This is a genomic window from Amycolatopsis sp. NPDC045836, from assembly GCF_056431745.1.
The window spans coordinates 19,287-37,455 of record NZ_JBWKKF010000035.1; the positions used below are offsets into that span (position 1 = coordinate 19,287).

The window sequence follows — 18,169 nt, forward strand, 5'->3', positions numbered from 1 at the left end:
GACGCCCACGCCCCGAAGCAGCTCGCGCGAATCTCCTCTACCGCAAACCCCGCATCGCGCGGCCAGGCGGCTCAGCGAACCGGGGCCCGGCCCAGCGCGGTCACTTGGCGTCGGCGTAGCTGTCGACGGTGGCGATGTGGAGGGGGAAGTGGACCGGGCAGGAAGCGCCGAAGACCAGCGCCGAAGTCGTTTCGACGGCCTCGGTGATGCGGCGCTCCACCTCCGCCGCCAGCTCCGCGGGGGTGTGCACGATGACCTCGTCGTGCTGGAAGAAGACCAGGTGCGCCGGGGCGGGCAGGCTCAGCCGCAGGGTGGCGATCAGCACGGCCGTCCAGTCCGCGGCGCTGGCCTGCACGACGAAGTTCCGCGTGAACCGCCCCCAGTCGCGGGCGGCGCGCAGGGCTCGGGCGTCGGCGGAGCCGGAGGCGTCACCGGTGAGGGCGCGCCAGGCGGCCGACGGGGCCGGTGAGGTCCGGCCGAGGCGCGAGACCACGCGTTCACCGCGTTCGCCCGCCACCGCGGCGTGTTCCACATAGGACACCGCCGCCGGGAAGCGCTGGCGCAGCAGGGCCAGCAGCGGGCCCGCCTCCCCGGAGGTGCCGCCGTACATCGCCGACAGCATGGCGATCTTCGCCCGGCCGCGGTCGTCCAGGTCGCCGGTGCGCGGGCCCGGCACGGTCCGGCCACCGGCGAACATGGCCTCGGCCAGGCTGGTGTACAGGTCCGTCGCCCCGGACACCTCGGCCAGGCGGCGATCCCCGGACAACGCGGTCAGCACCCGCGGCTCCAGCTGCGCCGCGTCGGCGACCACCAGCTTCCACCCCGGATCCGCCCGCACGCACACCCGCAGCGTCCGCGGGATCTGCAGCGCGGCACCCCCGCCGCTGGCCCACCGCCCCGACACCACCCCGCCGACCACCCACACCGGCCGGAACCGGTTCCCCCGCACCCACGTGTCCAGCCACGCCCACCCGGTGGCCGAGTGCAGCCGCGCCAGTTCCTTGTACTCCAGCAGCGGCGCCACCGCCGGGTGGTCGATCCGCCGCAGCACGTGCGCCCGTGCCGACGGCACGTCGATGCCCGCGTGCGCGAACGCCTTCACCACACCCGGCGGGTGGTCCGGGTTGACCGCCCGGCCGCCGAAGGCCGCGCTGATCTCCTCCACCAGCTCCACCAGCCGCCGCGGCCGCTGCCCGGCCGGAACCCGCGGGCCGAGCAGTTCGGTGAGCAGCTCGTCGTGCACGTCGGCGCGCCACGGCAGCCCGTCGTGCGCCATCTCGGCGGCGGCCAGCCCGCTCGCCGACTCGGCCGCGGTCAGCAGCCGGAACCGCTCCGGGTGCGGGGTCGCCGCGATCCGGCGCTCCTGCGCGTCGAGCACCGCCTCCGCCGCGTCGACCGCCCGCGTGCCCGGCGGCAGCCCGGACCCGCGCGGGTCGAACAACGCCTCCTGCGCCGACTCGTGCGGTGGCGGGGGATCGGGTGGCGGCTCCAGCCCGTGCAGCCGCGCCCACGCCCCGGCCAGCCCCTTCGGCTCGCCCGACCGGCCCTCCGCCGCCAGCAGCAGCCCTTCGACCAGGGACAGGTCGTGCCCGCGCGCCACCCGCACCCCGGCCCGCAGCAGCACCGGGTACACCTGGTCGGCCGCCGGGAACACCCAGCGCGGCCGGTGCGCCCGCTCCAGCTCGGCGACGCGCTCGGCCAGCCCGGCCGCGTCCACTTCGGCCGGTTCGGCCGAGCCGCGTTCACGCAGCGAGAACTTCCCCTCTCCTTCGTCCGCCACCAACATGTGCACGCCGAATATTGTGCGCCTCACCACCGACAGAAACCGATCCCCTCGACAAGGGCGCGGCGCGCCGAATACTGTCGAACTGCGCATACCGACGGTATGGCAAATCTCGGCCGCTGCAGCAACGGAGGTGCCCGGATGAGATACCCGACCACTGTTTCCGAGCTGGTCACCAAGGTGACGGACACGGCGCGGAGCGTCGGGGTGCTGTGGCAGGCCGGCCTCGTCCCCTTCCCCCGGCTCGACGAAGGGCTGCGGTCGCTGGTCGCGGTGCGCAAGTTCGGCCCGTTCGCCGGGGCCAACCACATCTCCGCCCGCCGCGACCCGAGCGCGGTCGGCCTGGTCGACGAACTGGGCCCGCTCACCTTCAAACAGCTCGACGACCGGTCGAACGCACTGGCCAGGGCCTGGGCGGACCGCGGCATCGGGGTCGGCACCATGGTCGCCGCGCTCTGCCGCGACCACCGCGGCCTGGTGCTCGCCACGCTGGCCACCGGCAAGCTCGGCGCCCGCCTGCTGCTGATGAACACCGGGTTCGCCAAACCGCAGCTGACCGACGTGGCCCGCCGCGAGCGGGTCAAGGCGCTGGTCTACGACGAGGAGTTCACCGAGCTGCTCGACGGCGTGGACGTCGCCGAAGGCGACCGGTACCTCGCCTGGACCGAGGGCGCCAGGAGCCAGGACGTGCCGGTGCTCGACGAGCTGATCGCCGGCACCGACGACCGCCCGCTGCCCGCCCCGGCCAAGCCCGGCGGGTTCGTGCTGCTGACCAGCGGCACCACCGGCACGCCGAAGGGGGCACCGCGGCCGAAGATCTCCGGGCTCGACTCGGCGCAGCTGCTCGACCGCGTCCCGCTGCGCGTGGGGGAGAGCACCTTCCTGGCCGCGCCGATGTTCCACGCCACCGGCCTCTCGCAGTCCATCCTGTCCTTCGCGCTCGGCTCGAAGGTGGTGCTGCGCCGCAAGTTCGACCCGGAAGCCACGCTGCGCGGGATCGCCGAGCACCGGTGCACCGCGCTGGTGGTGGTGCCGACCATGCTGCAGCGGATCGTCGACCTCGGCCCGGAGGTGATCGGCCGGTACGACACCTCGTCGCTGCGCATCATCTTCGTCGCCGGTTCGGCGCTCTCGCCGGACCTCGGCAACCGCGCGACCAAGCTGTTCGGCGACGTGGTGCACAACCTCTACGGCTCCACCGAGGTCGCGGTGGCCACGGTGGCCACCCCGGAGGACTGGCGCCGGGCGCCGGGCACGGTCGGCCGGGCGCCGGTCGGCTGCAAGGTGGCGCTCTACGACGAGAACGGGCGGCGGATCACCGAGCCGGGGGTGACCGGGCGGGTGTTCGTCGGCAGCGGCCTCAGCTTCACCGGCTACACCGACGGCAGGCACAAGGAAATCATCGACGGCCTGCTGTCCAGCGGTGATGTCGGGCACTTCGACGAGAACGGCCTGCTGTTCATCGACGGGCGCGATGACGAGATGATCGTCTCGGGTGGTGAGAACGTCTTCCCGATCGAAGTGGAGAACCTGCTCGTCGAACGCGAAGACGTGGTTGAGGCCGCGGTGATCGGGGTGGACGACGAGGAGTTCGGCCAGCGCCTCAAGGCGTTCGTGGTCCCGGCTCAGGGTGCTGACCTGGGCGAAGAGGAGATCCGGGCGTACGTGAAGGCGAACCTGGCGCGGTACAAGGTGCCGCGCGAGGTGGAGTTCCTCGGCGAGCTGCCGCGCAACGCGACCGGCAAGGTGCTCCGGTCAGCGCTGAAATAGCTGCCCTCGCCTCACCGCGAGGTCGCGCCGGTCATCGGAGTGGGGCGTCGGGCCGCCCAGCGGCACGGCGTGCTCCGATGATCGGCTCAAGAGCGACCTCGCCGCTTCGCCGGAGGCGAAGCCAATACTTTAGTAGGTCAGGTCCACTCGATGCCGAAGACGCCGGGGCCGAAGTCGAGGGCGACCGCGTGGACCGCGTTCGCGTCGTCGATTTTCAGTTCCCGGCGGGCTTCGGGCCCGCCGGCGTTCCGCCGGGTGTACTGCCAGCACTTGTCCGGTGCATTGTCCTTCTCGAAACGCACTTCCAGCAGGTATTCGCGCACCGGCCGGTGGAATTCGCGGAACTGCACCCGCGGCGGTCCCTCGTCGACCACGGAGTACTCGATCAGCTGCGTCTCACCGCGGTCGATGGGCCGGTCGAACAGCAGTTCCGCGACGGTCAGCCCGTGCTCGGGATCCACCTCGACCTGGCCGACGTGGCAGTTGCGCAGGGCGGTCAGTTCGGGAGCGGCCGGCTGCCCCTGGTCGTGCACCAGCAGCCACCGGTCCTGCCCGTCCGCGGTGGCCTGGAACACCGCCCGCGCGGTGACCACCCGCTGACCGTCATCCTCCGACACCGCACAGTGGTCGTGCAGGCCGACGAGCTTGAGGGGCTGCTGCCCTTCGAGGGCGTGGGGCGCGCCGATGCGCGCCAGCATCGGCTGCAGCACGGTCTGTGCCGGACTGGGCACGGAGCGGCCCCGGCGCGACGACGCACCACGCGGCCGGGGCGGCGGGAGCAGGCCCAGCAGGGCGCCGCTGGTCAGCTCCAGCACCTCCTCCAGCACCCGCACCGCGGAAATGGAACTGGCCCGTTCCGGCTGCCGCTTTCCGGACTGCCAGTAACTGAGCGCGGTCACGCTGACCGAAACCCCGCGCGACTGCAATCGGGCCTGCACGCGGTCCAGGCTCAGGCCGCTGACCGAAATGGCTCCCCGCAGCGCGGTGGCGAAAGCGTTCGGCTCCTCGTTCACCCGATTCCCGCCCCCAGACTCCGGCTACTCGTCGGTAACGATAGGGACAACATTAGCAGTGATCTGTAACGACTCCGGTTGGTAGCTTCGTGCTAAACTATACTCCGAACGGAGTAGCCACATACGGGTGAACGGCCCAGTACTGGTAACTGTGAATCATTGCCGGGGCCTCGGCCGCCGGGATTGCATGGCTGCCACGCAACCAGGTCGGGAACGAGAAAGGCAGCTCATGGCGAACTCTCGGAAGCTTCGGCGCGGGACCACGGCTGGTGTCGCCGCCGCGGGCATCACGGCGGCGGTCGCCGCTTTCACCGCGGCCCCCGTGCAGGCGGCTGAAGGCCAGATCCTCGGCGCCAACGACGCCAACGCCGTCGCGGACAGCTACCTCGTCGTGCTGAAGAGCACGCAGGCCGGCGGCGACGTCAAGGCGGCGGTGAGCACCCAGGCGCAGACCCTGGCTTCGCAGTACGGCGCCGAGGTCGGCCGGACCTACAGCTCGGCGCTCGAAGGCTTCTCGGTCAAGGCCACCGAGGCCGAGGCCAAGCAGCTGGCCGCCGACTCGAAGGTCGCCTTCGTCTCGCAGAACAAGACGGTGCACGCCACCGAGACCCAGCAGAACCCGCCGTCGTGGGGCCTGGACCGGGTGGACCAGAAGGACCTTCCGCTGGACGACGCCTACAACTACGACACCACCGCCGACAACGTCACCGCCTACGTGGTCGACACCGGGGTGCTGGCCGACCACCCGACCTTCGAGGGCCGCGTGTCCGGTGGCGCGGACCTGATCGACGACGACAACGACCCGTCCGACGGCAACGGCCACGGCACGCACGTGGCGGGCACCATCGGCGGCAAGGAGTACGGCCTGGCCAAGGGCGTCAAGATCGTGCCGGTCCGGGTGCTCGACGACAACGGCAGCGGCACCACCGAGCAGGTCGTCGCCGGCATCGACTGGGTGGCCGAGAACGCCAGCGGCCCGTCCGTGGCGAACATGAGCCTGGGTGGCGGCCCGGACGAGGCGCTCGACGCCGCGGTCCAGGGCGCCATCGGCAAGGGCGTGACCTTCGCGGTCGCGGCGGGCAACGACTCGGCCGACGCCAGCGGTTACTCGCCGGCCCGCGTCGAGGAAGCCATCACCGTGGCCTCCAGCGACGACCAGGACGGGCAGTCGAGCTTCTCGAACTTCGGCTCGGTCGTCGACATCTACGCCCCGGGCACGGACATCACCTCGGCCTGGAACGACGGCGCCGAGAACACCATCAGCGGCACCTCGATGGCCACCCCGCACGTGGTGGGCGCCGCGGCGCTGTACCTGTCGGCGAACACCTCGGCCACCCCGGCCCAGGTCGCCGAGGCGCTGACCGGCGCGGCCACCCCGGACAAGATCACCAACCCGGGTTCCGGCACGCCGAACAAGCTGCTCTACACCGGCGAGTGAGCCGGAGCTGACCCCCGAGCGGGGCCCGGCGTTCGTGCCGGGCCCCGCTTGTTACTTGCTAGTACGGTATGGGGCATGACCGTGCGGAAGAGGATCCTGATCACCGGTGCCAGCTCCGGCCTCGGCGAGGGCATGGCCAGGCAGTTCGCCGCTCGCGGGCGGGATCTGGCGCTGTGCGCGCGCCGGACCGGCCGGCTGGACGCGCTGGCCGCCGAGCTGCGGAGCAGGCACGGCGTGACCGTGCTGACCGAGGCGCTCGACGTCAACGACCACGACCGGGTGTTCGAGGTGTTCGACGGGTTCCGCGAGGAGTTCGGCACGCTCGACCGGATCATCGTCAACGCCGGTCTCGGCAAGGGCCAGCCGATCGGCACCGGCCGGTTCGACGCCAACAAGCAGACCCTGGAGACCAACTTCGTGGCCGCGCTCGCGCAGGCCGAGGCGAGCATGGCCATCTTCCGCGACCAGGGCGCCGGCCACCTCGTCTTCGTCTCCTCGTTCAGCGCGCTGCGCGGCCTGCCGAAGAACCTGACCGCCTACGCCGCCTCCAAGGCCGGGCTGTCCGCGCTGGCCGACGGCATCCGGGCGGACGTGGCGGGCAAGCCGATCAAGGTGACCACGCTGCTGCCCGGGTACATCGAATCGGAGATGAGCGCGCGCAAGGAAGGCCGGAACCCGCTGCAGACCGGTGCGGAAGCGGGGGCGCTGGCGATGGTCCGGGCCATCGAACGCGAACCGGCGAGGGCCTTCGTACCGGCCTTCCCCTGGTTGCCGCTGAGCCTGGTCGTGCGGTTCGCGCCGATCCCGGTCCTGCGGCGGTTCGCCTGATGGGGGCGATCTACCTGGTCCGGCACGGGCAGGCGTCGTTCGGCGCGGCGGACTACGACCGCCTCTCCGAACTCGGCGTCCGGCAGTCCGAGGTGGTCGGCGGCGAGCTGGCGCGCCGCGGGTTGGCCTTCGCCCAGGCGCGCTGCGGTTCACTGGCGCGGCAGCGGGCGACGGCGGCGAGTGCGCTGGAGGTGCTGGGCGGCCCACCGGAGATCGGTGAGGACCCGCGCTGGAACGAGTACGACCACGTGGACATCGCCAAGCACCACGGCGGCGGGATTTCGCAGGACAGCGCCGATCCGCGGGCCTTCCAGGCAGCGCTGGACCGGGCACTGGACGACTGGGTGCGCGCCGGGGACGGCAGCCCGTGCGCGGAGAGCTGGCCCGCGTTCTTCCACCGGGTCTCCGGTGCGCTCGCGGACCTGGCCGGTTCGCTCGGCAAGGGGCAGGATGGCGTGGTGTTCACCTCGGGCGGGGTGATCGCGGTGCTGTGCGGTGCGCTGACCGGCACCCCGGAAGCCGGACTGGTGCGGTTCAACCGGGTCACGGTCAACGGCGGCATCACCAAGCTCGTCTCCGGACGCGGCGGGATCAGCCTGCTCTCGTTCAACGAGCACGCCCACTTCTCGGGGGAAGCCGAAGCCCTGCTGACCTACCGCTGAAGGAGTTCCGCATGAAACCGTTCGGCCAGGTGCGCGTGATCCCGGTGAACGGGCACGGTCCGGAGGACGTGGTGGTGGACGCCGGCGGGGCGGTCTACACCGGGTTCGACGACGGCCGGATCATCCGGGTGTCCGAGGACGGACGCCGGATCGACCTGGTCGCCGACACCGGCGGCCGCCCGCTCGGCCTGGAGTTGTACGGCGACGACCTGCTGGTCTGCGACGCCTCCCGCGGCCTGCTGCTGGTCTCGCCGGCGTCGGGGGCGACGAAGGCGCTGGCCACCTCGGCGCTGGGCAGGCCGATCCTGGTCTGCAACAACGCCGCGGTGGCCACCGACGGCACCATCTACTTCTCCGACTCCTCGGACCGCTTCCCGCTGTCCGCCTGGCGGGAGGACCTGATCGAGCAGCACGCCGGCGGCAGGCTGCTGCGCCGGGCCCCCGACGGCACCATTTCGCTGGTCGGCGAGGGGCTGCAGTTCGCCAACGGGGTCGCGCTGGCGCCCGACGAGTCGTTCGTGGCGGTGGCCGAGACCGGCGCGTTCGCCGTGCGGCGGTACTGGCTGGACGGTTCGGGCCGCCAGGACCTGCTGGCCGCGGACCTCGACGGTTACCCGGACAACATCTCCACCGGCAGCGACGGGCTCATCTGGATCACCCAGGCCAGTCCGCGGGTGCCCGCGCTCGACCTGGTCCGGCGGCTGCCCGGCCCGCTGCGCCTCGGCGTCCGGCGGCTGCCGACCGGCCTGCAACCCTCGCCCGCGCGGACCACGGGGGCGCTCGGCATCACCGTCGACGGCAAGGTGGTGCACGCCTTCCGCGGGGAGATCCCCGGTTTCCACCTGGCCACCGGCATCCGGGAGCGGGACGGGCTGCTGTACCTGGGCAGCCTGGAGGAACGGGCGATCGCGGTCACCTCGCTGTAGCCACGCGCGGCTGGTAACCGAGGTCGGCGCGGGGCCGGGCGCTCCGGGCGGTGGGGACATCGCGGACGGCTCCGCTGTGCTCACCACCCAGAGCACCAACCCCCGCCTCGTGGTGGACACCCGCGTGACGCCGAAGCCAGGAGCAGCAGACGACCTCGAGCCGGTGCGGTGATCCCCGAGGAAGAACGGCTTCCGGTGTCAGGCGACGTGCTCCCGGTACGCCTCGATGGTTTCGGCCAGCACCTCGGCGCCCGGCCGCGCCCACAGCTCCGAGTTGAACACCTCCACCTCGATCGGGCCGTGGTAACCGGCGGCTTCGACGCAGGACCGCAGCCGCCGGTGGTCGATCGGGCCGTCCCCCGGCAGCGCCCGGCCCATCAGCGTGTCGGTCAGCGGGACCAGCTGGTCGCACACGTGGAAACCGGCGATCCGCCCGGCCGCCTTCGCGATCAGGTCCTCGATGCGCGGGTCCCACCAGACGTGGAACTCGTCCACCACCACACCGACCGCCTCGGCCGGGTACGGCTCGGCGATCGCCAGTGCCTGGTCCAAGGTGGACAGGACCGAGCGCTCGGCGCACTGCATCGGGTGCAGCGGCTCCAGGCCCAGCCGCACCCCGCGGTCCAGGGCGAGCGGCACCAGTTCCTCCACCGCCTGGGCGACCATCCGCCGTGACCGCACCAGGTCGTTGCCCGCGATGCCGCCGACCACCAGCACCAGCACCTCGGCACCCAGTCTCGCGGCCTCGTCGATGGCCACCCGTGTGTCCGCGACACCGTCCACAGCGGACCCGTCCGGCCGCACGCCGGTGAAGAAACCACCGCGGCACAACGAGGAAACCCGCAACCCGTGGGCCTTGACCAGCCGCGCGGCCTCGTCCACGCCGACCTCGGCGACCTTGTCCCGCCAGCAGGCGATCCAGCCCACGCCCGCTTCGGCGCAGCCGCGCACGGCCTCCGGCAGCGACCACGAGTTCGTGGTGATCTGGTTCAGGCTCAACCGGTCCATCAGGCGACCCCCGCCACGGTCAGCACCGAGCGCATGCGCGCCACCGCGAGGTCCGGGTCCGCCAGCACCCCCGCGGCGTCGGCCAGGCGCAGCACGTCGGACAGGTGCACGATCGAGCGCGCCGACTCCAGTCCGCCGATCATCCGGAAGTGGTCCTGGTGCCCCATCAGGTAAGCCAGGAACACCACGCCCACCTTGTAGTGCGGGGTCGGGGCACGGAAGATCTCCCGCGACAGCGCCACGGTCGGGTCGAGCAATTCGCGGAACCCCGCGGTGTCACCGGAGTCGAGGCGGTGCAACGCGGCACCGGCCACCCCCGCGATGGGGTCGAAGATGCCCAGGAGCGCTTCGCTGTGCCCCTGCTCGTCGCCCGCGATCAGCTCCGGGTAGTTGAAGTCGTCGCCGGTGTAGCAGGAGACCCCCGCGGGCAGGGACCGCCGGAAATCGGTCTCGACCGCCGCGTCCAGCACGGAGACCTTCACCCCGGCGATGGCGGACGCGTGTTCCGCGCACAGCTTCGCCAGTTCGACGGCGGCGTCGCGGACGTCGGCGTGGCCCCAGTAACCGGCCAGCGCCGGGTCGAACTGCTCGCCGAGCCAGTGCAGCAGCACCGGCCCGTCGGCGTCGGCGAGCACCCGGCCATACGCCTCGTGGTAGTCCTCCGGGCCCTTCGCCACCGCTGCCAGCGCCCGGCTCGCCATGATCACCGGCACCGCGCCCGCCGCGCTGACCAGCGCCAACTGCTCTCGCCACGCTTCGGCCACGGCGTCCAGCGAGGCCGGTCCGGGGGGCAGCTGGTCGGTGCCGACCCCGGCGCACCAGCGCCCGCCCGTCGCCCGCGCCTGCTCGCCGGTGCGCCGGATGAGTTCCTGCGTGGCGGTCCAGTCCAGGCCCATGCCGCGCTGGGCGGTGTCCATCGCCTCGGCCACGCCCAGCCCGCAGTTCCACAAGTGGTGCCGGAAGCGCAGCGTGGTGTCCCAGTCGACGGCCACCTCGGCCGACGGGTCACCGGCGGCCAGCGGATCGGCGACCACGTGCGCGGCCGCGTAGGCCACCCGCGACGTGCTCGGCGAAGGCGACGGCAGCGGGGTGGTCCGGCCGGTGGGGGAGAAGGGCTCGAGCGTCCGCTCGCGCGTGGGCAACAGCAGTGGGCTCATCGGCGGACTCCCGTGATGGTGAAAGCGCTTTCTCATCGCTGTCTCAACAAGGTAGGCAAAATCGCGCGGAACGACAAGGGGCCGTCAGGGCACTCCTGCGCGCAACACGTCCACGGACAGCTCCCGCACCACCCGTTCGTCGACCTCCACCCCGAGCCCCGGCCCGGTGGGCACGTGGGCCGTCCCGCCGTCGACCCGCACGGTTTCCCCGGTGGCGTAAGCGGATCCGACGAACTGGCGGCCGTTCAGGTCGACCGGGGTGCCGATGCCGAACGCGGCGAACAGGTGCAGCGAGGCGGCCAGCCCCAGGTCCGAATCGGTCAGCCCGGACCCCATCAACCGCACCCCGCTGTCCTCGGCCAGCGCGCACAACCGGCGCGACAGCGTCAACCCGCCGCTGCGCTGCACCTTCGCGATCGCCACGTCCACCGCACCCAGTTTCACGAAGGTGGCCAGATCGCTCGGGTGCCGCAGGCTCTCGTCCAGCGCGACCGGCACCGCGGATCCGGCCCGGAGCCGCCCGAGGCCGACCACGTCGTTGGCGGGCAACGGCTGCTCGAAGGCGTGCACGTCCAACTCGGACAAAACGCGGGAGATCCGCACGGCTTCGTCGACCGCGTACGCCTGGTTCGCGTCCACCCACAGCGGCGCGCCGGGGCCCGCCGACTCCCGCACGGCCCTGACCACGTCGAGGTCCTCGTCGTGCAGCCCGATCTTCACCTTGAACGCGCGGTACCCGGCCTCACGGCCCTCGGCGACCCGCTCGGCCACCTCGCCGGGGGACTGCCCGGAAACCATCCAGCCCAGCTCGATCTCCTCGGTCCGGCGCTGCCCCCACAGCACCCCGACCGGCACCCCGAGCGCCCGCCCCAGCAGGTCGTGCAACGCCACGTCCACAGCGGACTTCGCCAGCGGCGCACCGATCGAGAAACCGCGGTTGACCGCCCGGTCGAACGCCCCGGTCACCCCGTCGAGGTCCCAGCACGGCCGGCCGAGGATCGCGGGCGCCAGGTAGCGGTCGATGGTGGACACGATCGATTCGGCGGTCTCGTAGGTCCACGCCGGAATGGGCGTCGCCTCACCCCAGCCGCTCACGCCGTCCGCGCTGACCTTGACCAGCACCCGCACGCTCGGCCGCCCGGCCACCGCGACCGCACCACCGGCGACGCCGAACGAACGCAGCGTCGGCAGCGCCACGGCGAAGGTCTCGACCCGCTCGACCACCAGGCCCTTCACCGCCGCGCCGCCGTGCTCGAGCGCAGGACCACCTCGCCGGACAACCGCAGGATGCGGCTGCGTGTGCTCCGGGTGCCCTTGATGGCCAGCTCCATCGCCCTTTCGCCGAGTTCCTCCAGCGGCAGCGCCACCGTGGTCAGCGGCGGGTCGAGGTCGCGCACCACCGGGATGTCGTCGAACCCGGCCAGCGACACCTGGCCGGGCACCGAGATGCCGGCCTCGCGCAACGCGGTGAGCGCGCCGATGGCCATCACGTCGGTCACCGCGAACACGCAGCCGGTGTCCAGCCCGCGCCCGATCAGCTCGTTCATCGCCTCGTAACCGCCGTCGCGGGTGAACGGCGCCTCGACGATGTCGCGTTCGGCGAGTTCGATCCCGGCTTCGGCCAGGCCGTCGCGGAAACCGCCGAGGCGATCGACCACTGTGGTCAGTGCCCGGGGCCCGGTCAGCACGGCGAACCGCCGGTGCCCCTGGGCCAGCAGGGCCTTCGCCAGCGCGGTGGCGCCCTCGCGGTTCTCCGGTTGCACGGTGTCCACCCGCAGGCTGCGGTGCCTGCTGACCACGGCGACCTGCCCGCCACCGCGGCGGTACGGGTCGATCTCGGCGGCGAGCGCCTTCTCCCACGCCCGGTCCTCGAAGCCGGACCCGATCAGCAGGATCGCCGAGGCCCGCTGCGCCCGGAGCATGGACACGTACGCGATTTCCTTCTGCGGGTCGCGGAACGTGCTGGCCAGCATCACCAGCAGCCCGTTGTCCCCGGCCACGCGCATCACCCCGCGGGCGATGCCGGCGAAGTACGGGTCGCTCACGTCGTGGCAGATGACACCGACCGTGCGGTGGGAGGCCCCGGCCAGCGCCTGCGCGTGCGCGTTCGGCGTGTAGGCCAGCTTCTCCGCCGCCGCGACCACGCGTTCCCGCAGGTCGGCGCGCACCTTCGTGGTGCCGTTCAGCGCTCGGGACGCGGTCGCGAGGGAAACCTCGGCGGCGCGGGCCACGTCCTCGAGCGTGACGTGCGGACGACCGTTCATCACGGCTCCCCTCAACGAATCCTTGACCGGTCTGGCAGGTGTGCATACTCTACCTGAAAGCGCATTCAGAAAGCGCATTCAGGGCCGGGAAACGCACCTTCGGGTGTCGGTCGCAGGACGGAGGGTCATGGTCACGCGAACCCCGACCGAGGGACTCGGGCAGCCGAAGAAGAACACGGAGAACACAGCGGATTCACCGGGCGGCGTCACCGAACGGGCGAGGCCCGGCGCGGGCGATCGCTTCGCCCGCTTCCTGGAGCGCTCGTGGCGCCCGTTCGTGTTGCTGGCACTGCTGTTCGCCGGCTGGTGGGCGATCACCGCGGCGGAACTGGTGGAACCCTACGAGGTCGCTTCGCCGGGGGTCACCCTCGAAACGATCTTCGCCAAACCCGGCTACTTCCTCGACCACGCCTGGACCACCACCTACGAAACGCTGCTGGGTTTCGTGATCGCCACGGTGATCGGCGTGTTCGCGGCGGTGGTGATGGTGTACTCGTCGACCATCGAGAAGAGCCTGTACCCGCTGCTGCTGTTCGCCCAAGTGATCCCGAAGATCGCCGTTGCCCCGCTCTTCGTGGTGTGGCTGGGTTTCGGGCTCGGCCCGAAGGTGATCGTCGCGGTGCTGATGGCCTTCTTCCCGGTGGTCATCTCGATGGTCACCGGCCTGAAGTCGATCGACCCGGAAATGCTGGAACTGTCCGCCACCATGGGGGCCAAACCGTGGCAGACGTTCTGGAAGATCCGGTTCCCGGCATCGCTGCCGCACCTGTTCTCCGGGCTGAAGGTGGCCGCCACGATGGCGGTGACCGGGGCCGTGGTGGGTGAGTTCGTCGGGTCCGAACAAGGGCTCGGTTTCATCATCCAGCAGGCCAACGGCAACTTCGACACCCCGACGCTGTTCGCCGGCCTGGTGATCATTTCGCTGATGGGTGTGCTGCTCTTCCTGGTCGTGGAATGGCTGGAGGCGCTCGTGCTGCCGTGGCACGCGAGCCGCCGTGCCGACAACGTCACTACAACGCTGTAGAGAAGAGGCGTGAACAGATGAAACTCCGCGCTCTCGCCGCGGGAGCCGCCGCGGTGCTGCTGCTGGCCACCGGTTGCGGTGGCTCGGAAACGCCGCAGTCCACCAGTGCCGACGGGAAGGCGCTGGACAAGGTCACGCTCACGCTGAACTGGTACCCGTACGGCGAACACGCCCCGTTCTACTACGGCAAGAACAAGAAGATCTTCGAAAAGCACGGGATCGACCTGGAAATCCGCGCCGGGCAGGGTTCGCAGAAAACCGTGCAGGCGACCGCGGCCGACCAGACCGATTTCGGCTGGGCCGACACCCCGGCCGTGCTGGCCGGTGTCGGACAGGGCATGAAGGTCAAGAGCATCGGCGTTTTCCTCCAGACCACGCCTTCTTCGGTGCAGTTCTTCTCGGAAAAGGGAATCGCCTCACCGGCCGACCTCAAGGGCAAGAAGATCGCCAGCACCGCCGGTGACGCGCTGAGCAAGACCTTTCCCGCCTTCCTCAAGGCGAACGGGCTCGCCGAGGGCGACGTGACCCTGCAGAACACCGACGCCGCGGGCAAGATGGCCGCGGTCATGTCCGGCCAGACCGACGCGCTGCTCGGCTACGCCACCGACCAGGGCCCGACCATGCAGGAGAAGGCGGGCAAGCAGGTCTCCTACCTCCGCTTCGCCGAGCACGGGCTGAGCTTCTACTCCAACGGCCTGCTCACCTCGCAGAAGACGCTGAGCGAGCGCAAGGACCTGGTGCAGCGCATGGTCGCCGCGTCGAGCGAGGCCTGGACCGCGGCCAAGGGCGACCAGGCCGCGGCGGTGGACGCGATGCAGGGCTCCTCGGAGCAGCTGCCGTCGAAGGCGGTGCTGACCGAGCAGTTCGCCAAGACGCTGGAACTGCTGAACACCCCGGCGACGCAGGGCAAGGCGCCCGGGGTCAACGACGAGGCCGACTGGCGGAGGACCATCGAGATCTTCGCCGGCGCCGGTGTGATCCAGCAGGCCGAGGAGCCCAGTGCGTACTGGGACGGCGGGCTCGCCCCGAAGGGATGACGGACGACATGAGCACGGCTGAAGCCACCCCGATCACCTCGACGGGCACCTCGCACGCGGTCGAGCTGACCGACGTCGCGGTCCGCTTCCGCACCAAGAAGCGGGACGTCACCGCACTGCACGAGGTGTCGCTGCAGGTGGAGCCGGGTGAGTTCGTCGCCATCGTCGGCCCCTCCGGCTGCGGCAAGTCGACGCTGCTGAAGCTGGCGTCCGGCCTGCTCAGACCGTCGACCGGCGGGGTGCGCGTGCTCGGCGCGGAGGTCACCGGGCCGCGCCGCGACATCGGCTACGTGTTCCAGCGGGCGGCGCTGCTGGAGTGGCGCTCGGCCCGCAAGAACATCCTGCTGCAGGCGGAGATGCGCAAGATGGCACCGGACGCGGCGCGGCGCCGGGCGGACGAGCTGATCCAGATGACCGGCCTGGCCGGGTTCGAGGACGCCTACCCGCACGAACTCTCCGGGGGCATGCAGCAGCGCGTGGCGCTGTGCCGCGCACTGCTGCACCGCCCGCCCGTGCTGCTGATGGACGAGCCCTTCGGCGCGCTGGACGCGCTGACCAGGGAGCAGATGAACGTCGAGCTGCGGCGCATCTGGCAGGAGACCGGCACCACCATCCTGCTGGTCACGCACTCCATCGCGGAGGCGGTCTACCTGGCCGACCGCGTGGTGATGATGACCGCGCGCCCCGGCACCATCGCCGGCGTGGTCGACGTGGACCTGCCGGTCGAGCGCGACTACGCCCAGACCATGGCGGAACCGGAGTTCGCGCGGGCGACCCGGGTGATCCGCGACCACCTCGGTTCGGCCGCCGCGGCCGACTGAGCACCCCACCTCGAAGTTTCGAAGTTCCGGAAAGGGCTGGCTGATGGCCGGGATTGAACAGCGGTCGATCGGGATCGTGATGAACGGCGTGACCGGCCGGATGGGCTACCGGCAGCACCTGCTGCGGTCCATCCTGGCCATCCGCGAGCAGGGCGGGCTCCGGCTCGACGGCGGCGCCGTGCTGGTCCCCGAGCCGATCCTGGTCGGGCGCAGCGAGGCGAAGCTGGCCTTGATCGCCAAGGACCACGGCATCGACCGGTGGACCACCGACCTGGACGAGGCGCTGGCCCTGCCCGGCACCGAGATCTACTTCGACGCCCAGGTGACCAGCGCGCGGGCGGACGCCATCAAGAAGGCCATCGCCGCGGGCAAGCACGTCTACACCGAGAAGCCGACCGCCGAGCACACCGGGGGCGCGCTGGAGCTGGCCCGGCTGGCCCGCGACGCCGGGGTCAAGGCCGGGGTGGTCCAGGACAAGCTCTTCCTGCCCGGTTTGCGCAAACTGAAGCGGCTCGTCGACGGCGGATTCTTCGGGCAGATCCTGTCGGTGCGTGGTGAGTTCGGTTACTGGGTGTTCGAAGGCGACTGGCAGGAGGCGCAGCGGCCGTCCTGGAACTACCGCGCCGAAGACGGCGGCGGAATCATCGTGGACATGTTTTGTCATTGGCGGTACGTGCTGGAGGAGGTCTTCGCCGGCGTGCGGACCGTCCAGTGCCAGGGCGCCACGCACATCCCGCGGCGGGTCGACGAGGCGGGACGGCCCTACACCGCCACCGCGGACGACGCGGCCTACGGCATCTTCGAGCTCGACGGCGGCATCATCGCCCAGGTCAACTCGTCCTGGGCGACCAGGGTGTTCCGCGACGAGCTGGTCGAGTTCCAGGTGGACGGTACCGAGGGCAGTGCGGTGGCCGGGCTCCGGCGCTGCCGCGTGCAGCACCGCTCGATGACGCCGAAGCCGGTGTGGAACCCGGACCTGCCCGCCGGGGAGGACTTCCGCGCCCAGTGGCAGGAGGTCCCGGACAACGAACAGTTCGACAACGGATTCAAGGTTCAGTGGGAGCTTTTCCTGAAGCACGTGGTTTCGGGTGAAGAATTCCCCTGGGATTTCCTCGCCGGCGCACGCGGGGTCCAGCTCGCTGAACTGGGATTACGGGCCTGGCGTGAGGGCAGGCGTCTTGACGTTCCGGATTTGAGGCTGTAGGTATTGCGTGGGTCTGTTGCCCCGAATGCTCGATTGACTTCAAGGCATCCGAATCTAATGTCTTACAGGGGTAACTGATAGCGCTTTCTTTTCGAATTCTTGAATAGCACTCAACCGGAACTAAAACGACGCTGAAACGGAAGAGGTCCCCATGTTCGGTCTCAGTCGTGCCCTCCCGTCTCCCGCCACCGCCCTCAAAGGAGCGCGCCGCGCCCGTCCCTCGCGCAGCAAGTCGCTGGCCGCGCTCACCCTGGCTGCCGCCAGCTCCAGCCTGGGCCTGGTCGCGCTGGCCACCCCGGCCAGCGCCGGTTTTGTCACCTTCTGCGAGGGCAGCGGTGGCGCGGTGACCGTGCCGGGCGAGCTGCGCGTGGCCACCGGCAAGTCGTGCGTGCTGGACGGCACCAGAGTCACCGGCTCGGTCACCGTGGAGCCGGGTGCGAACCTGGTCGTCACCGGCGGCACCTTCGACGGTGGCGTGGCCGTGCAGGACGACGGCTTCTTCGACGCCCAGGGCACCAAGATCGCCGGTGACGTGGTCCTCACCGACGCCTACGGCACGTTCCTGTCCGGCGGCCCGGTCGGCGGCAAGGTCACGGTGAACGCCGCGGCCCACCCGGAGCGCTCCACCTACGCCTTCCTCAGCGGTGCCGAGGTGGCCGGTGACCTCACCTCCACCGTCGGTGAGGTCTACGCGGAGAACTCCGAGTTCGCCAAGTCGGTCACCGGCACCGGGGTGTCCTACCTGGACCTGACCAACTCGGTGGTCGGCGCCGACCTCAGCGTCACCGGTGCCGAGCTGGGTTCGGTGTTCTGCGGTGGTGAGGTCTACGGCAACGCCACCTACACCGGCAACTCGCACACCCTGCAGATCGGCGCCGACGGCCCGGTCATCGCCTGCACGCAGGCCAGCTACTGGGGCGGGAACGTCACGATCTCCGACAACACCGCCGACGTGCGCGTGAGCAACAACATCATCCGGGGCAACCTCGCCGGCACGGGCAACTCCCCGGCTCCGACCGGAGCGGACAACCGCGTTCGCGGCACCGTCTCCGGGCAGTTCGAAAACCTGTCCGCCACCGCTTCCGGGTTCGCCGCCCGGTCGGCCGCGGTCAGCCCCGAGGCCGAGGCCCAGGCCAAGGTCGACCAGCGCCGTTCCGCCGCCGAGAACGCGGCCGCCGTCGCTGGGCCCGCTCAGCTCTGATCCGAGCCACACCGCGCTGACCGGGCTGGGGAA

At 71.1% G+C, this 18,169-nt stretch carries 16 protein-coding genes; 10 read left to right on the forward strand and 6 right to left on the reverse strand.

Annotated elements, in window-relative coordinates; all coding sequences use genetic code 11:
- Positions 1-100: 100 nt before the first annotated feature.
- Positions 101-1,792 (reverse strand): bifunctional 3'-5' exonuclease/DNA polymerase, encoded by a 1,692-nt coding sequence (locus tag AC07EG_RS37950; protein ID WP_478258112.1) that lies wholly within the window; start codon positions 1,790-1,792, stop codon positions 101-103.
- Positions 1,793-1,924: 132 nt separating this feature from the next.
- Between AC07EG_RS37950 and AC07EG_RS37955 the strand changes: the two genes are divergently transcribed.
- Positions 1,925-3,553, forward strand: coding sequence for an acyl-CoA synthetase (locus AC07EG_RS37955; protein ID WP_478258113.1), 1,629 nt, complete (start codon positions 1,925-1,927; stop codon positions 3,551-3,553).
- A 137-nt stretch (positions 3,554-3,690) separates the two neighbouring features.
- On the opposite strand, the gene AC07EG_RS37960 is transcribed toward AC07EG_RS37955, so the two are convergent.
- Positions 3,691-4,566, reverse strand: coding sequence for a hypothetical protein (locus AC07EG_RS37960; RefSeq protein WP_478258114.1), 876 nt, complete (start codon positions 4,564-4,566; stop codon positions 3,691-3,693).
- Positions 4,567-4,795: 229 nt separating this feature from the next.
- Here AC07EG_RS37960 and AC07EG_RS37965 point away from each other — a divergent pair, with 229 nt between their 5' ends.
- The 4 genes from AC07EG_RS37965 to AC07EG_RS37980 all read left to right on the forward strand — a co-directional run bounded on the left by AC07EG_RS37965 (position 4,796) and on the right by AC07EG_RS37980 (position 8,420).
- A complete protein-coding gene (locus tag AC07EG_RS37965; protein ID WP_478258115.1) occupies positions 4,796-6,004 on the forward strand; it encodes a S8 family peptidase in 1,209 nt (402 codons plus the stop codon).
- 75 nt (positions 6,005-6,079) lie between these two features.
- Positions 6,080-6,832, forward strand: coding sequence for an SDR family oxidoreductase (locus tag AC07EG_RS37970; RefSeq protein WP_478258116.1), 753 nt, complete (start codon positions 6,080-6,082; stop codon positions 6,830-6,832).
- Positions 6,832-7,494, forward strand: coding sequence for a histidine phosphatase family protein (locus AC07EG_RS37975; protein ID WP_478258117.1), 663 nt, complete (start codon positions 6,832-6,834; stop codon positions 7,492-7,494). Before AC07EG_RS37970 ends, AC07EG_RS37975 begins: the two co-directional genes overlap by 1 nt.
- A gap of 11 nt (positions 7,495-7,505) precedes the next feature.
- The gene (locus AC07EG_RS37980; protein ID WP_478258118.1) at positions 7,506-8,420 is read left to right on the forward strand and encodes an SMP-30/gluconolactonase/LRE family protein; all 915 of its coding nucleotides are present in this window, start codon (positions 7,506-7,508) and stop codon (positions 8,418-8,420) included.
- Positions 8,421-8,618: 198 nt separating this feature from the next.
- Here the strand turns inward: AC07EG_RS37980 and AC07EG_RS37985 are convergent, their stop codons facing one another.
- The 4 genes from AC07EG_RS37985 to AC07EG_RS38000 all read right to left on the reverse strand — a co-directional run bounded on the left by AC07EG_RS37985 (position 8,619) and on the right by AC07EG_RS38000 (position 12,849).
- Positions 8,619-9,428 carry a sugar phosphate isomerase/epimerase family protein gene (locus AC07EG_RS37985; RefSeq protein ID WP_478258119.1) on the reverse strand — a complete coding sequence of 270 codons (810 nt, stop codon included), beginning with the start codon at positions 9,426-9,428 and terminating at the stop codon, positions 8,619-8,621.
- A complete protein-coding gene (locus AC07EG_RS37990) occupies positions 9,428-10,585 on the reverse strand; it encodes a dihydrodipicolinate synthase family protein (RefSeq protein ID WP_478258120.1) in 1,158 nt (385 codons plus the stop codon). Before AC07EG_RS37990 ends, AC07EG_RS37985 begins: the two co-directional genes overlap by 1 nt.
- A gap of 84 nt (positions 10,586-10,669) precedes the next feature.
- Positions 10,670-11,821 (reverse strand): mandelate racemase/muconate lactonizing enzyme family protein, encoded by a 1,152-nt coding sequence (locus tag AC07EG_RS37995; RefSeq protein WP_478258121.1) that lies wholly within the window; start codon positions 11,819-11,821, stop codon positions 10,670-10,672.
- Positions 11,818-12,849: a LacI family DNA-binding transcriptional regulator gene (locus AC07EG_RS38000; RefSeq protein ID WP_478258122.1), complete on the reverse strand. Its 1,032-nt coding sequence runs from the start codon at positions 12,847-12,849 to the stop codon at positions 11,818-11,820. Before AC07EG_RS38000 ends, AC07EG_RS37995 begins: the two co-directional genes overlap by 4 nt.
- Positions 12,850-12,976: 127 nt before the next feature.
- Here AC07EG_RS38000 and AC07EG_RS38005 point away from each other — a divergent pair, with 127 nt between their 5' ends.
- The 5 genes from AC07EG_RS38005 (at position 12,977) to AC07EG_RS38025 (ending at position 18,136) form a co-directional block, all read left to right on the forward strand.
- A complete protein-coding gene (locus AC07EG_RS38005) occupies positions 12,977-13,873 on the forward strand; it encodes an ABC transporter permease (protein WP_478258123.1) in 897 nt (298 codons plus the stop codon).
- A gap of 17 nt (positions 13,874-13,890) precedes the next feature.
- Positions 13,891-14,910, forward strand: coding sequence for an ABC transporter substrate-binding protein (locus AC07EG_RS38010; protein WP_478258124.1), 1,020 nt, complete (start codon positions 13,891-13,893; stop codon positions 14,908-14,910).
- Between the two features lie 8 nt (positions 14,911-14,918).
- Complete coding sequence (locus tag AC07EG_RS38015; protein WP_478258125.1) at positions 14,919-15,731, forward strand: ABC transporter ATP-binding protein; 813 nt, start codon at positions 14,919-14,921, stop codon at positions 15,729-15,731.
- Positions 15,732-15,774: 43 nt separating this feature from the next.
- Entirely contained in the window at positions 15,775-16,935 is a 1,161-nt protein-coding gene (locus tag AC07EG_RS38020) for a Gfo/Idh/MocA family protein (protein WP_478258126.1), read from the forward strand.
- 151 nt (positions 16,936-17,086) lie between these two features.
- Complete coding sequence (locus AC07EG_RS38025) at positions 17,087-18,136, forward strand: hypothetical protein (protein ID WP_478258127.1); 1,050 nt, start codon at positions 17,087-17,089, stop codon at positions 18,134-18,136.
- Positions 18,137-18,169 lie beyond the last annotated feature (33 nt).

What these genes read in the sequence shown, in the direction of transcription:
- AC07EG_RS37965 (WP_478258115.1), top strand. Translation starts at nt 4,796, where the DNA reads ATGGCGAACTCTCGGAAGCTTCGGCGCGGGACCACGGCTGGTGTCGCC.
- AC07EG_RS37980 (WP_478258118.1), top strand. Translation starts at nt 7,506, where the DNA reads ATGAAACCGTTCGGCCAGGTGCGCGTGATCCCGGTGAACGGGCACGGT.
- AC07EG_RS38015 (WP_478258125.1), top strand. Translation starts at nt 14,919, where the DNA reads ATGAGCACGGCTGAAGCCACCCCGATCACCTCGACGGGCACCTCGCAC.
- AC07EG_RS38005 (WP_478258123.1), top strand. Translation starts at nt 12,977, where the DNA reads ATGGTCACGCGAACCCCGACCGAGGGACTCGGGCAGCCGAAGAAGAAC.
- AC07EG_RS37970 (WP_478258116.1), top strand. Translation starts at nt 6,080, where the DNA reads ATGACCGTGCGGAAGAGGATCCTGATCACCGGTGCCAGCTCCGGCCTC.
- AC07EG_RS38000 (WP_478258122.1), bottom strand. Translation starts at nt 12,849, where the DNA reads ATGAACGGTCGTCCGCACGTCACGCTCGAGGACGTGGCCCGCGCCGCC.
- AC07EG_RS38025 (WP_478258127.1), top strand. Translation starts at nt 17,087, where the DNA reads ATGTTCGGTCTCAGTCGTGCCCTCCCGTCTCCCGCCACCGCCCTCAAA.
- AC07EG_RS38010 (WP_478258124.1), top strand. Translation starts at nt 13,891, where the DNA reads ATGAAACTCCGCGCTCTCGCCGCGGGAGCCGCCGCGGTGCTGCTGCTG.
- AC07EG_RS37975 (WP_478258117.1), top strand. Translation starts at nt 6,832, where the DNA reads ATGGGGGCGATCTACCTGGTCCGGCACGGGCAGGCGTCGTTCGGCGCG.
- AC07EG_RS37955 (WP_478258113.1), top strand. Translation starts at nt 1,925, where the DNA reads ATGAGATACCCGACCACTGTTTCCGAGCTGGTCACCAAGGTGACGGAC.
- AC07EG_RS37985 (WP_478258119.1), bottom strand. Translation starts at nt 9,428, where the DNA reads ATGGACCGGTTGAGCCTGAACCAGATCACCACGAACTCGTGGTCGCTG.
- AC07EG_RS38020 (WP_478258126.1), top strand. Translation starts at nt 15,775, where the DNA reads ATGGCCGGGATTGAACAGCGGTCGATCGGGATCGTGATGAACGGCGTG.
- AC07EG_RS37990 (WP_478258120.1), bottom strand. Translation starts at nt 10,585, where the DNA reads ATGAGCCCACTGCTGTTGCCCACGCGCGAGCGGACGCTCGAGCCCTTC.